Here is a 14,182-nt window from a genome sequence, read left to right as displayed (position 1 = left end):
CTCCTTGACTCAAGGAGCACCTTTCCCGTTGCTGTTTCCCGTTTTCGCCTTCTAGCGCCGCTGTTTCTTGCGCTTCCAGTCGATCACGAGGCCGTCCATGAAGAGGTGACTGAAATAGCCCACCACGGCCGCGCCATAGAACGGAAGGCCGGCGAGCGGGCGCTCGGGGAAGTGGAGCCACGGCAGGATCACCAGCGGCGAGGGGAGAAGCAGCATCGCCCAGTACGTGTGCGTCCAGCCGCGGTGTTTGCTCAGGATCGGCAGCAGCGCGAAGAGCCCGAGGTACGCCGCTTGCTCGAAGCGTCCCGTGAGGATCAGCACCACGTCGGCGATGAAAAAGATCGAGTAGAAGAGGTTTTGCCCCTTCGAGTTGGTGTCCACGTCGGGCCAGAGGCCGAACATCACGCACAGTGCGAAGAGCGCCAGCGGGTAGGCGAAGAGCTCGATCTCGGTGAAGCGCTCGTAGGCCTGGTCGACGGAGAAGGCGAAGGCGAGCGCGCCGAAGTAGACGGCGAAGAAGACGATGGCCCCGGAGAGGTGCCCTTTGTAGTCAGCCACGGGTGGGAGACGGCGAAGCGGGAAAGCGGCAAAAGGTAGCGGTAGAAGGTCCGATGGTAGTGTGACAAATGCATGACACTCGCCGGTTGGTATGCTGTGCTGTTGTCGTTCTTCGCCACCTTATCTCGTTCTGGCATGCCTTCTAAGCCTACGTCCGTCGAGGACTTCCTCGCCACGCTGCCCGATGATCGCCGCGAGGCGCTCGACGCCGTCCGCGCCACGCTCCTGGACCGCTTGCCGGAGGGCGTCGAGGAAGTGATGCAGGGCAAAATGATCAGCTACCAGGTGCCGCTCGACACCTACCCGGACACCTACAACGGTCAGCCGCTCATGATGGCCGCGCTCGCCTCGCAGAAGCGCCACATGGCCGTCTATCTCATGAGCATCTACGCCGACGACGCCACCCGTGACGACTTCGAGGCGGCGTACCGGGCCACCGGCAAGCGCTTCGACGTGGGCAAGTCGTGCGTCCGCTTCAGGAGCCTCGACGATCTCCCGCTCGACGTCGTCGGCGATGCCGTCGCGGGTGTGGACGTGCCGACGTTCATCGAGCGCTACGAGGCCGCGCGGAAACGCTAAGCCTACGGTGTCAGTGGGTTGCCCTAGGCGCCGTATGCCGCTAGTTTTGCGGCCTTAAAACCTGCGGCCAACCCCACCAGCCCGATGGCTACCGACACTCCCGATTCCTCGGCTACTGCTGACCGCTCGTTCTTCGGGGAGTTGCTCCGCCGCCGTGTGCCCCAGGTGCTCGGCGGCTACGTCGCCTCGTGCGCCTCGGCGATTCTCTTTTTCAACTTCCTCACGAGCCGCTACGCCCTCTCGCCCTACCTCGTGGACATCCTCCTCTGGGGGTTGATCCTGATGATCCCGACGGTGGCGCTCCTCGCCTACCGTCACGGCGGTCCGGGGCCGCAGCACTGGACGCCGCTCCACCTCGGCAGCGTCGTGCTCAACATCGTGGTCGCGGTGGCGGTGCTCACGTTCGGCTTTTGGGGCAAGCCGCTCAGCGCTACCACCACGACCGTCGCCATCGAGGACGAGGACGGTGAGACGGTCGAGCGGGTGGTGGTGGCGGACACCCACCGCAAGCGGCTGGTTGTGTTTCCCTTCGAGAACGCGACCAGCGAGGGCGGCTGGGTTGCCACGGCGATGCCAGCGCTCGTTCAGGCCGACCTCCGGCAGGACCCCTTCTTCCGGATCCTCACGGGAAACAACGTCAGCGAGCGGCTGGCGCGGGCCGGCTTCGCCGATGGGCGCGGCGTGCCGCTGGCACTCCAGCGGAGGATTGCGCAGGAGCTGTCTTACGGCCACGTCGTCGCGGGCACTGTCCGAGCGGAGGGCAACGGCTACGCGCTGGACCTGGATCTTGTGAACACCGAGACTGGACGCACGCAAGCCGAGCACACGTTCACCGGTGCGACGTTGGCAGAGCTGGCCGACGCGGCCACGGTCGCGCTCAAAGCCGACCTCGACCTCCCGGCGGCCCACATTGAGGCGACAGAAGACCTGCCCGCCTCCGAGGTCATGACGGCCTCCATCGAGGCGCTCGAAGCCTATGCCCGCGGCCTCGACGCGCGCTATTTCGGCAACGACCCCGTCGCCGCCCGTGAGCTAATGTCTGAGGCGACTGCGCTCGACCCGACGTTTGCCCACGCCTACCTGGAGCGCGCAGGGATGCTCTTCGCCGACCAGGACCAGATGGGAGCGCTGGAGGCGTTGCGCGCGGCCCAGCAGCATGACTATCGCCTCTCGGAGCCTCAGCGGTTCGCGATCAAGGCACAGCGCCTCTTCTTCGAGGGGCAGCCCGAGCAGGCCCGCGAAGCCATCGGCCAGTGGGTTGCGCTCTATCCCGACGATCCTGACGCCTACCTCAATCGCGCTCAGTTCCTCCAACTGCGTGGCGACTACGCCGGGATGGTCGCCGACTACGAGCGAAGCCTCGAACTCGAGCCCACGAGCGTCGGGCGCTATCTCACCATCGGGGACACGTATCGCAACCAGATTGGCGACTTCGACAAGGCGCTCGCGGCCTACCGCGCCTTCCTCCGCGAGGGGAGCGAGCCAGACGTCGCCTACCGCCGCATTGGGCTCACCCACGAGGATGCAGGGCAACTCGACAGCGCCCTCGTCGCCTTCGACCAGGCGATCGCCGCCGACCCCGAGAACCTGATCACGCTGCAGAACAAGGCTGGCGTGCTTGCCAGCCTCGGCCGTTTCGCCGAGGCCGAGACCACGCTCGGTACGATGCTCAGCCGGGTCCGCACCGATCGCGAGCGGGTCAGCGCCAACATGGCCCTGGCGATCGTGCTGCAACGGCAGGGCCGCTACGCCGCGGCGCTGGAAGCGCACCGGGCGGCCTGGGCGGCCATGCGTCGCTACGGCGACGCCAACACGGTGCTCGTGCAGCAGGCCTTCGCCGCAGGCGAATACGCGCGCGTCGGCATGCTCGCTGAGGCGAAGCAGATGGTAGCCGAGGCGGCGGCGTCACCCACCTACGAGACTCCGGGGTTCTACCGCGCCAACGTGGCGCTCAGCGAGGCATACATCGCCGCCTATGCGCGCGAGTTCGACACCGCGACCGACCGCATTGCGATCGCCGAGGACATCGTGGACACGTACGACCTTGAGCAGGGGCGGCCGCTCCTGAACTTCTTCGAAGCGGAGGTAGCGGCAGCGCGGGGCAACTACGCCGCCGCCGCCGAGCCCTACGCCGTGTTCGTCGCGAGCCGCCCGCCCAACGCTGGATTGCTGGCCCGCTTTGCCGACGTGTTGGCCGGGGCCGGGCGCGCCGATGAAGCGCGGGCGCAGTACGAAGCCGCGCTCGTGCTCGTCCCGGCCCATGCTGAGGCATTGCTGGGCTTGGCGAAGCTCGCCATCGCAGACGGCGCCATCGAGGAAGCGCAGCAGCATCTCGACGCCGCGCTCGACATCTGGGCCAAGGCGCCGCCTGAGTTCCCGTTCGCGGCCGAGGCCCGCGCGCTCCGCGCCGGTCTCGCCGTGTAGTGTTCTCGCGCGCTGCTATCGCCGCTTTAGGAACCGGCCGAGCCAGGCCTCGCTCTCCTCGAACTTGAGCGCGACAGCGAGGCCGAGGTAGGCTACGCCGAACGCCGCCAGCACCGCGAGTGCGTGGAGGGCGAACGGCACCTCCGTCGGCGGTAGCGCCCAGCGTACGAGTGCCGCCGGGGCTGACGCTAGCCCGGCAAGGCCGAGGACCTGCAGCGCGCGGCCCCACGGCAAGTCGAACCCGTCGAGGCGCATCCGGAGCGCCCAGCGCAGCGCGAGCAACTCCACCCACGCCCCGACCGCCGAGCCGAGCGCGAGGCCCACGGCGGCAAGCGTGAGCGGGTGGCCCTCGGCGGGAAGGCCGAGCTCAGGGAGGGTCACCGTGTCAAGCCAAAACATCAGCGCGGCCCCGATCACGCCCGAGGCGGCCACACGCGCCACCGCGATCTTCGCCGGTGTCTTGGTGTCGTTGAGGGCATAGAAGCTGTTTTGCAGTAGCCTCGACACCGCCGTCGCGGCGAGACCAAGGCTGTAGCCCGCGAGGATGAGGTAGACGAGCCACGTGTCGTCCAACCCAAACGCGCCGCCACCGAAGAGCAACCCGACTACGAGCAGGCCAAATCCGACATAGACCACGACCGTCGGGATCAGCAAAAAGAGCATCTGCCGCACGGAGCGGTTGACGCGCCCGAGGAACTCGCTCAGCCGTGCCTGCGAGATGCGAGACAGCTCAGGCAACTCGCTCGCCGCGACGCTCATTCCGAAGAGCGACACCGGTAGGAGATAGAGCACGAGCGCGGGTCGTAGCGCGCCGAGGGTCCCGGCAGTCGCGAGGCCTGCGAGAATGGTGTCGAGGTAGCTCGAAAACTGGTAGACGCCGCGGCCCGCCAGCACAGGGCCGAAGGCCCGGAGCGCCTCGCGCACGCCCTCGACCTTGCGCGAGAGCGAGAACCGAAAGCCCCGAAGCAGCCGAAAGACGAGCGGCAGCTGGATGAGGAACTGCAGCGCCCCGCCCGCGAGCGCGCCTACGACGGCCGCCCACAGCAGCGCATTGAGCGCGTCGACCGGGATCACGTCCAGCGCGCCGAGGGCGAACGGCGCCTCGAACTGGCGACTCGCCATGAAACTGAGCGCAGCGATCACGCTCGCGTTCATCATCACCGGCGCGGCGTAGGGGAGCAGGAAGCGCCGGTGGCTGTTGAGCACGCCGAGCGCCCATGCCGAGAGCGCCAGCAGCGCCGCCATCGGCAGCGCGATCCTGAACATGCCGACGGCGAGGGCATAGCGGTCCACGTTCATCTCGCCCGCTTGCACCAGCGCGGCATCACCTAGAAAGCCCGGTGCCAGCACCGCCACCACGACGGGCGCCGCCAGCAGCCCAATCGCCACAATGCCTGCCGCGACGGCCACGAGGAGCCCGAAGATCGCCCCTGCGAAGCGCCCGGCATCGCGCTCGCGACCTTCCTCCAGCATCCGGCTGTAGATCGGGATGAAGCTCGCCGAGAGTGTTCCCTCGCCCAGCAGGTTGTTGATGAGGTTGGCTCCGCGCATCACGAGCTGATAGACATCGAGGTGCGCGCCGACGCCGAAGAAGTAGGCCACGGCCTTCTCGCGGACGAGGCCGCTAAGGCGGCTGAGCAGGATGCCTGCCGCCACCAGCGCCGCCGCGCTCCCGCGCCGCTTGGGCTCGGAAGTCGACGCCTTGGGCGTTGTGTTCTCTGGAGACGACGCTTCCGGTGATGAATCCAGCTTCGAGGAGTCGTCCATGCGCGACCTACGACCTGCGATCCTCGACCTGGGACTCCAGCAGATACCGCACGGCGAGGCGATAGCCTGCAAACCCGAGTCCTGTGATCACGCCCACACACGCCGCGCCCGTCAACGATTCGTGCCGGAAGGGCTCGCGCGCATGGATGTTCGAGATGTGTACTTCCACGACCGGTATGTCGATGGCTGCGATGGCATCGCGCAGCGCGACCGATGTGTGGGTGAAGCCGCCGCCGTTGAGGACTACACCTGTAGTGCCCTCGTCGTCTGCCCGGTGGAGCGCGTCGATCAGCGCGCCCTCGTGGTTGCTCTGCGCGAAGACGAAAGCCACGGTCGGGAAGTCGCTCCGGAGATTCCGTTCGAGGTCGGCGAGGGTGCCCGCGCCGTAGATATCGGTTTCGCGGGAGCCGAGCCGGTTCAGGTTCGGCCCGTTCAAAACGAGGATCGAGGCAGGGGCGTCAGCCATCGGCAGGGGTTTCGTGGGTGCGTCGGAAGATCGCACTTCTGCCTGTCGGAGCGCTCCCGACGGAAAAACAGGCGTGCTCTCGCATGCAGGAGGTTGTGAAGGGTGCGAGGAAAAGCCCTGACTCAGGTGTAACCCTAGTCCGTCTCCTCTCGTCAACGCTGCCGCTCCTCGCGGAGCCATTACCGGAAGATGCCGGAAGAGCCCCCCTCCCGTCATTGCGTCCCGTTCTGCCCGCTCGCCCCCGATGAATCGCGCGTTTGCCGTTCCTGTAGCCCGCCTCGATAACCGCCTCGACCCGTCGGCCCTGCCCGATGCCCCCGACCGCATCGTGTTTTCCTCGCTTTCCGGGTTCAACCACGCGGTGGACCACTCAGGGCTATCGGTTAAGTACGTCTACCAGGGTATCGAGCGCTACCGTTTCGGTGGTGTCCCGCATGACGTGACGGCGGGGCACTTCCTCATCGTCAACGAGGGGCGTAGCTACGAGGTCGAAATCCCGAAGGGGAGCCCGGCCGTAGGGCTGTGCCTCTACTTCAGCCGCACGCGGCTCGGCGATGTCTACCGCGCGCTCTCCCAAGACGAGGCCAGCCTACTCGACCTCCCTAGCGACGACACGGCCGGGCCGGCGTTCTACGAGCACCTGCTTGCTGACCACGAGACGCCGCTCGGGCGCCGTATCCGTCGGCTCGCAGCGCAGCTCTATCACGAAGACGCGCTCCCCATCGACTTCGACGAGGTGCACGCAGGGCTGCTCGCGGCGTTGCTCCGGACGCAGGGCCAGGTGCGCCGCGCTATGGACCGGCTCCCAGCGGCCCGGGCAAGCACCCGCGCTGAACTCTACCGCCGGGTCCGCCTCGCTCGCGACGTGATCGAGGCTCGCTTCGCCGAGCCGCTTGCCGTGGCCGACATCGCGCGGGAGGCAGCGCTCTCGGAGTACCACCTCATTCGCTCGTTCAAGCGCGTCTTCGGGACGACGCCGTACCGCTACCTCCTCGACCGGCGGCTCGAAGCAGCGGCGTTGCTGCTGCGCACGTCGGAGCGCTCGGTGACGGAGGTGGCCTATGAAGTCGGCTTCAGCGACCTCGCCGCGTTCAGCAAGGCGTTCAAGAAACACCACGGCGTCGCGCCCTCGCGCCTGGCGGCGTAGGCAAAGCGGCGGACGCACGGTGGTGGAACGTGTCGGCGCGGGCTTGACGTAGACGACGATCAGGGGCAGTTTTCCCGCCTTCCCGCCTTCCCGCCTTCCCGCCTTCCCGCCTTCCCGCCTTCCCGCCTTCCCGCCTTCCGATGGACTTTCTCAACCCTGACGCGCTCTGGTGGCTCCTCGCCGTGCCGGTGGCTGTTGGCCTGTTCTGGCGGGCTGCGCGAACGAGGGCGTCGGCGCTGCGGGCGCTCTTCGGCGTCAAGCCGGACGGGGCGGACCTCGTCATGCCTGGGCTGCCTACCCCCGAAGCAACGGCAGCGCAGCGAGCACGGCGGCAGCGTTGGAGAGCCGCGCTGCTCGTCGGAGCGCTTGCTCTGTTGATCGTCGCGTTGGCAGGGCCACGCTATGGGACCCAACTCCGCGAGGTGCAGGAGGAGTCGCTTGACCTAGTCGTAGCGCTCGATGTCTCGGCGTCGATGCTGGCCGAGGACGTGGCCCCGAGTCGGTTGGAGCGGGCGAAGTATGAACTGCGCGCGTTGCTCGACGAGGTGCAAGGGGCCCGCGTGGGATTGATCGTCTTCGCGGGCGATGCCTTTATACAGGCCCCGCTGACCTCCGACTTCGGCGCAATTCGCCTCTTCCTTGACGCGGCGAACCCGGATCTCGTCCCCACGCCTGGTACGGATTATGGGCGGATGCTTCGACTGGCCCGTCGTGCTTTCGACGTGACGAGTGAAGACGGCTCGGGCACACCGCGCCCACGTGCGCTGCTCGTGGTGTCCGACGGCGAGCAGCACGAGGGCGGCCTCGCCGATGGCTTGGCGCAGATGGACGCGGCGGGCGTCGAGGTCTACGCAGCAGGCATTGGGGAGACCGACGGCGCGCCGATTCCGCTCTATCGCCGCGGGCGGCTCGTGGGCTACAAGACGGATCGCGATGGCAATACCGTTCAGACGCAGCTTGAAGAGGCTGTGCTGCGCGACCTCGCAGGGAGTGGCGACTACTTCCGGATCGCGCGTGCGTCGAGCGAGCTACCGCAGGTAGCGGATCGGTTGGAGCGCGCTGCGGTGGCTGTTGCCGCCGACGAGCGGTTTGAAACCTACGCTGAGCGCTTCCAGATTCCGCTCGCGCTCGCCCTACTGCTCCTGATCGGCGAGCAAGGCATGGCTTTTAGATCATCTGCGCCCGGGATTCACACCCATGAGCGCGAAGCCGTCTGAGCATGCTTCACGTGTAGCGCCTTAGCTGTCATCGTCCGTAGCGGAGAGCCGGACCTCGGTGCCCTCTGCGACCGCCTCGCCCGCTGCTGGGCGCTGTGATGTAATGGTGCCTGCCACGGAGCGGTTCGGGTCCACGAACAATCCCGCGTCCTTGAGAAAGCGTCGCGCTTCGTCGGGCTGTAGACCAACGACATCGGGCACCACCACCGTGCGGTTGCCAGGACCAGGGCTGGTGTAGAGCGTCACGCCTGTCCCTATGAGTACTTCCGCTCCTGGTACTGGCTGTTGTCGTACGATCGTGCCTTCGTAGGGAGCAGGCGTGTCGTCTTCCCGGACGGCTTCGATTTGCAGACCTGCCGCGCGGATGGCCACGCGGGCGCGTCCCTCTGACAGCGTCAAGACATCGGGCACGCGGACACGCTCCGAGGGAGTGAGGTTCACGTAGACGTAGACGGTACGTCCTGGCTTCACCACGCGCCCGCCCTTCGGGTCTTGGTCGACGACCTCGTCCGGGTCCAGATTCGGGTTGAAGGGCTGCGCGCGCATCGCCGGCTCGAGGTCGCGGCCTCGAAGCACGGCCTCGGCGTCTGCAAGGCCCATCGTCCGCACGTCGGGCACTTCGACCTGCACGCCCTGCCGCGTGTAAAAGGGCATCACGACGAAGTTGACGAGCAGCCCGAACACCGAAAGGCCTCCGATGAAGAGCAACGTGGTCCGCCAGAAGCGTCGCTGGGTGAGGACGGGACGCACCCAGCGCCATCCATCAGCGAGGCGTCTGCGGAGCGAAGCAAGGAGGTCACGCATGGAAGAGCAGGTTGGTGGAGCCGGAAAACTACGTGCGCTCTGTGAGCTGAATGCAGATCACCGGAGGGGTTCCTGGGGGAATCCGGGGCTGCATACAACCTCCATCAAAAGGGGCGGTGGGCGGCATACCGCTGGAATCATGTCGGATGGGACGATTGCGATTGTCAACGAACGGAGACGGTTCGATCAAGCGTAGTTGAAGCCGCAAAAACGCTTGAACCCGCGGTCGGAGGGTCTGTATCATGTCTGCCCTCCGAAAAACGGCGGCGCGGCTTGCGCGCCACACTCGCAGCAGCGAGGCTAAAGCTTGGAGGCCTGTTCTTTGTCGATTGCGAACGACCAGCGGGTGTCTCGAAGCGATTCGTGAAGCAAATCAGAAGCCGACCGAAAAGCTTGACCGTCTGCCTGAGAGTTCGTATGTTGACTGTCCTCCGCAAAAATGGATACCACAATGTCCAATGCGGAGTCCGCCCCGGATCATAGCCGCACCGGCTATACTCACAAGTTTGAGAGTTCGTGAAGGGGTTGACGCGGCACTGCCAAAGTTCGTATGTTGGCAGGACGCGCTCGAAACAAAGGTGCTGAAAGATGCACTGGCGCTTCGGCCCTGTTCTTTGAAGAGATTGGAAGCATAGCGAGCCCTCGTCGGCTCACATCACTTCGGTGTTTGTGAGTTAGACCGAGAGCAAAGTCAACAGCAAAAAACAAAACTTGAATGCTGGTTCTGCGAAGCAATTTGTAGAGCAGTCCGCTCTGTGGGTACCCACCCGCAAAGGGGATAGCATTCAGCCCATTGTTCTGATCCCGAGAGGGAACAGGCAATACTCTCTACTACGGAGAGTTTGATCCTGGCTCAGGACGAACGCTGGCGGCAGGCTTAACACATGCAAGTCGAACGAGAAAGTCCCTTCGGGGGGTGAGTACAGTGGCGCACGGGTGAGTAACGCGTAGACAACCTACCCTCAGGTGAGGAACAACCAGTGGAAACGCTGGCTAATACCACATAATGTCGTAGCTCCGCATGGAGCAACGATCAAAGCTTTATGTGCCTGAGGATGGGTCTGCGTCGGATTAGCTAGTTGGTGGGGTAACAGCTCACCAAGGCAACGATCCGTAGCGGGTCTGAGAGGATGATCCGCCACACTGGCACTGAGACACGGGCCAGACTCCTACGGGAGGCAGCAGTGAGGAATCTTGCGCAATGGAGGAAACTCTGACGCAGCCATGCCGCGTGCAGGAAGACACCCCTACGGGGCGTAAACTGCTTTTATACGGGAAGAAACCCTCTTTTGAGAGGACTGACGGTACCGTACGAATAAGGACCGGCTAACTCCGTGCCAGCAGCCGCGGTAATACGGAGGGTCCAAGCGTTGTCCGGAATCACTGGGTGTAAAGGGTGCGCAGGCGGGCCTGTAAGTCAGAGGTGAAAGCCCACGGCTCAACCGTGGAACTGCCTTTGATACTGCAGGTCTTGAGTCCTGGAGAGGTTGCCGGAATTCGTGGTGTAGCGGTGAAATGCGTAGATATCACGAGGAACACCTGATGCGTAGGCGGGCAACTGGACAGGTACTGACGCTGAGGCACGAAAGCGTGGGGAGCGAACAGGATTAGATACCCTGGTAGTCCACGCCGTAAACGATGGATGCTCGGTGCTGCACCGCTTTTAGGTGCAGTGCCTAAGCTAACGCGTTAAGCATCCCACCTGGGGAGTACGATCGCAAGGTTGAAACTCAAAGGAATTGACGGGGGCCCGCACAAGCGGTGGAGCATGTGGATTAATTCGATGCAACGCGAGGAACCTTACCTAGGCTCGAACGCTACCGGACAGGCCCCGAAAAGGGCCCTTCTTCGGACTGGTAGCGAGGTGCTGCATGGCTGTCGTCAGTTCGTGTCGTGAGATGTTGGGTTAAGTCCCGCAACGAACGCAACCCCTACTGTTAGTTACCAGCGGGTCATGCCGGGGACTCTAACAGGACTGCCTGCGCAAGCAGTGAGGAAGGTGGGGATGACGTCAAGTCATCATGGCCCTTACGCCTAGGGCTTCACACGTGCTACAATGGATGGTACAATGGGCAGCCACCCCGCGAGGGGGCGCGAATCCTCAAAGCCATCCTCAGTTCGGATTGGAGTCTGCAACTCGACTCCATGAAGCTGGAATCGCTAGTAATCGCGTATCAGCTACGACGCGGTGAATACGTTCCCGGGCCTTGTACACACCGCCCGTCAAGCCATGGAAGTTGAGGGGGCCCGAAGTCCGTGACCCAACCTTAGGGAGGGAGCGGCCGAAGGTCAACTCAGTGACTGGGGCTAAGTCGTAACAAGGTAGCCGTACCGGAAGGTGCGGCTGGATTACCTCTAACAGCAATGTTACCTTGCTCTTTGCTAGGCCGGCTCGCCGGTCCAGCCCGATCGGGGGCTCGCTATGCTTCTCTCTCTTCAACGAACAGCGCTACGCGCTGTCGTTCTTTAGATAATGACGCCCGAAGCTTGCTGCTCGGCCTCAGGACCCAGCTCGGTCTGCCGAGCGTGCGACTCACGTCGCGATGCGGGACTGTAGCTCAGGTGGTTAGAGCGCACGCCTGATAAGCGTGAGGTCGGAGGTTCAACTCCTCCCAGTCCCACCTCTCAGGCAGCTACTGTTGCAAGCAGTAGAGCCGAACAGCTTCGGGGGGCCATAGCTCAGTTGGTAGAGCGCCTGCTTTGCAAGCAGGATGTCGGGGGTTCGAATCCCTCTGGCTCCACTCTGATCTCTTTGCCAGTTCGCTGGCCGTCTCGAATCTTCCAGGCGCGAGATCTGTACTTTGACATATTGTAGCCGTAGTAGAATCACATTGGGAAGATCCTATGTCTCCGAGAGGAGCAAGGGTCAACCCACGAGCAAACAACACTGAGCGACCTGGATATACTCCAATGGTATGCGCAAGCTCGTTATGTGGCATTAAGTTGCTAAGGGCACATGGTGAATGCCTTGGCACAAGGAGGCGATGAAGGACGTGGTAAGCTGCGTTAAGCCGCGGGGAGGTGCAAACAACCGTAGATCCGTGGATTTCCGAATGGGACAACCTAGCTAGTTGAAGACTAGTTATCCGAAAGGAAGCCAACCCGGCGAACTGAAACATCTAAGTAGCCGGAGGAAGAGAAAACAATAGTGACTCCCCAAGTAGTGGCGAGCGAACGGGGACCAGCCCAAACCGATGCCGTTTCGGCGTCATCGGGGTTGTAGGACCTGCATACGTGATCTGCGATCTCAAGTCGAAGTGGCCTGGAAAGCCACGCCACAGAAGGTGAAAGCCCTGTAGGCGTACGGAGAGCAGCACAGCGGGATTCCTGAGTACCACGGGACCGGAGAAATCCTGTGGGAATCTGCCAGCACCATCTGGTAAGGCTAAGTACTACCTTGTGACCGATAGTGAACCAGTACCGTGAGGGAAAGGTGAAAAGAACGCCTAGTAGGCGAGTGAAATAGTACCTGAAACCATGTGCTTACAACCAGTAGGAGCCCTTCGGGGTGACTGCGTGCCTTTTGCATAATGAGCCTACGAGTTGCTCCTCACTGGCAAGGTTAAGACGTTCAGCGTCGTAGCCGAAGCGAAAGCGAGTCTGAATAGGGCGTACAGTCAGTGGGGGCAGACGCGAAACCGAGTGATCTACCCTTGGCCAGGTTGAAGCGTGGGTAAGACCACGTGGAGGACCGAACGGGTGTCTGTTGAAAAAGGCTCCGATGAGCTGAGGGTAGGGGTGAAAGGCCAATCAAACTCGGAAATAGCTCGTACTCCCCGAAATGTATTTAGGTACAGCGTCCCATTAGTGTGCCGGAGGTAGAGCACTGATTGGGCTAGGGCCCTTCACCGGGTACCAAACCCAGACAAACTCCGAATACCGGACACATGGTGTGGGGCAGTGAGGGCGCGGGTGATAAGATCCGTGTCCGAGAGGGAAACAACCCAGATCGACAGCTAAGGCCCCCAAGTCCATGCTAAGTTGACCAAAGGAGGTCGGACTGCTTAGACAACCAGGATGTTGGCTTAGAAGCAGCCATTCATTTAAAGAGTGCGTAACAGCTCACTGGTCGAGCGGTCCGGCATCGAAAATGCACGGGCATCAAGCATGGCGCCGAAGCTTCGGACTTCAAGACTTCAGTCTTGATAGTGGTAGGGGAGCATTCCATGGGCGCCGAAGCCGTACTGTGAGGTATGGTGGAGCGCATGGAAGCGAAAATGTAGGCATGAGTAACGATAAGACGGGTGAGAAACCCGTCCGCCGTAAGCCTAAGGGTTCCTGTTCAACGTTAATCGGAACAGGGTTAGTCGGGTCCTAAGACGAAGCCGAAAGGCGTAGTCGATGGCAAACAGGTTAAATATTCCTGTACCACCCAACAACGTTAATCCAAGGTGTGACGCAGTAACGTAAGGCCCGCGACCTGACGGAATAGGTCGTTGAAGCACATAGGCCGTAGAGTAGGCAAATCCGCTCTGCACATAGGCTGAAATGCGACAGTAGGGGAATTCGCAAGATGAACCCATAGTGGTCCCAAGTACACTGCCGAGAAAAGCATCGTGGATTGTTTAGGGTGCCCGTACCGTAAACCGACACAGGTAGGCGAGGAGAGTATCCTCAGGCGCTCGAGTGATGCGCGGTTAAGGAACTAGGCAAATTGGCCTCGTAACTTCGGGAGAAGAGGCGCCTCCCCCCACTAAAAGCAAGGGGAGGCCGCAGTGAAAAGGCCCAACCGACTGTTTAGCAAAAACACAGCTCTCTGCAAAGTCGCAAGACGACGTATAGGGAGTGACACCTGCCCGGTGCTGGAAGGTTAAAGAAGGGGGTTAGCGTAAGCGAAGCTCTCGACTGAAGCCCCAGTAAACGGCGGCCGTAACTATAACGGTCCTAAGGTAGCGAAATTCCTTGTCGGGTAAGTTCCGACCTGCACGAATGGTGCAACGAGTTGGGCACTGTCTCGACCGCGCGCTCGGTGAAATTGTGGTCCCGGTGAAGACGCCGGGTACCCGCAGCGGGACGAAAAGACCCCGTGCACCTTTACTACAGCTTAGCATTGACTTCGGCCAAAACATGTGTAGGATAGGCGGGAGGCTTTGAAGCGGTGTCGCCAGGCATCGTGGAGCCACCCTTGAAATACCGCCCTTGTTTTGGTTGGAGCCTAACCACAGGGACAGTGTTAGGTGGGTAGTTTGACTGGGGCGGTCGCCTCCTAAATTGTAACGG

At 62.8% G+C, this 14,182-nt stretch carries 8 protein-coding genes, 2 tRNA genes and 2 rRNA genes; 8 read left to right on the top strand and 4 right to left on the bottom strand.

Annotated elements, in window-relative coordinates; translation table 11 throughout:
- Positions 1-51 precede the first annotated feature (51 nt).
- The gene (locus AAFU51_02820; protein ID MEO1570179.1) at positions 52-558 is read right to left on the bottom strand and encodes a metal-dependent hydrolase; all 507 of its coding nucleotides are present in this window, start codon (positions 556-558) and stop codon (positions 52-54) included.
- Positions 559-693: 135 nt separating this feature from the next.
- On the opposite strand from AAFU51_02820, the gene AAFU51_02815 reads away from it, so the two are divergent.
- Together AAFU51_02815 and AAFU51_02810 are read left to right on the top strand one after the other, a co-directional pair.
- Positions 694-1,137 carry a DUF1801 domain-containing protein gene (locus tag AAFU51_02815; GenBank protein ID MEO1570178.1) on the top strand — a complete coding sequence of 148 codons (444 nt, stop codon included), beginning with the start codon at positions 694-696 and terminating at the stop codon, positions 1,135-1,137.
- Between the two features lie 84 nt (positions 1,138-1,221).
- Positions 1,222-3,561, top strand: coding sequence for a tetratricopeptide repeat protein (locus AAFU51_02810; GenBank protein MEO1570177.1), 2,340 nt, complete (start codon positions 1,222-1,224; stop codon positions 3,559-3,561).
- A 15-nt stretch (positions 3,562-3,576) separates the two neighbouring features.
- Here AAFU51_02810 and murJ read toward each other — a convergent pair whose 3' ends face one another.
- Positions 3,577-5,328: a murein biosynthesis integral membrane protein MurJ gene (gene murJ / locus AAFU51_02805; GenBank protein MEO1570176.1), complete on the bottom strand. Its 1,752-nt coding sequence runs from the start codon at positions 5,326-5,328 to the stop codon at positions 3,577-3,579.
- Between the two features lie 7 nt (positions 5,329-5,335).
- Positions 5,336-5,794 carry a type II 3-dehydroquinate dehydratase gene (aroQ, locus tag AAFU51_02800; GenBank protein ID MEO1570175.1) on the bottom strand — a complete coding sequence of 153 codons (459 nt, stop codon included), beginning with the start codon at positions 5,792-5,794 and terminating at the stop codon, positions 5,336-5,338.
- A 244-nt stretch (positions 5,795-6,038) separates the two neighbouring features.
- Here aroQ and AAFU51_02795 point away from each other — a divergent pair, with 244 nt between their 5' ends.
- Positions 6,039-6,941 carry an AraC family transcriptional regulator gene (locus AAFU51_02795; protein MEO1570174.1) on the top strand — a complete coding sequence of 301 codons (903 nt, stop codon included), beginning with the start codon at positions 6,039-6,041 and terminating at the stop codon, positions 6,939-6,941.
- 140 nt (positions 6,942-7,081) lie between these two features.
- Positions 7,082-8,158: a VWA domain-containing protein gene (locus tag AAFU51_02790; protein MEO1570173.1), complete on the top strand. Its 1,077-nt coding sequence runs from the start codon at positions 7,082-7,084 to the stop codon at positions 8,156-8,158.
- A gap of 21 nt (positions 8,159-8,179) precedes the next feature.
- Here the strand turns inward: AAFU51_02790 and AAFU51_02785 are convergent, their stop codons facing one another.
- Positions 8,180-8,962, bottom strand: a complete 783-nt coding sequence (locus AAFU51_02785) for a PASTA domain-containing protein (protein ID MEO1570172.1) — start codon at positions 8,960-8,962, stop codon at positions 8,180-8,182.
- An 830-nt stretch (positions 8,963-9,792) separates the two neighbouring features.
- On the opposite strand from AAFU51_02785, the gene AAFU51_02780 reads away from it, so the two are divergent.
- The 4 genes from AAFU51_02780 to AAFU51_02765 all read left to right on the top strand — a co-directional run.
- A 16S ribosomal RNA gene (locus tag AAFU51_02780) occupies positions 9,793-11,322 on the top strand.
- A gap of 187 nt (positions 11,323-11,509) precedes the next feature.
- A tRNA-Ile gene (locus AAFU51_02775) sits at positions 11,510-11,583 on the top strand.
- 47 nt (positions 11,584-11,630) lie between these two features.
- Positions 11,631-11,703, top strand: a tRNA-Ala gene (locus AAFU51_02770).
- Between the two features lie 195 nt (positions 11,704-11,898).
- A 23S ribosomal RNA gene (locus tag AAFU51_02765) occupies positions 11,899-14,182 on the top strand; the annotation flags it as partial.

This window comes from Bacteroidota bacterium, from assembly GCA_039821555.1.
Lineage (GTDB): Bacteria > Bacteroidota > Rhodothermia > Rhodothermales > Rubricoccaceae > JBCBEX01.
Note: the sequence above shows the minus strand (reverse complement) of the source record. Positions and strands in the feature narration are given on the sequence as shown.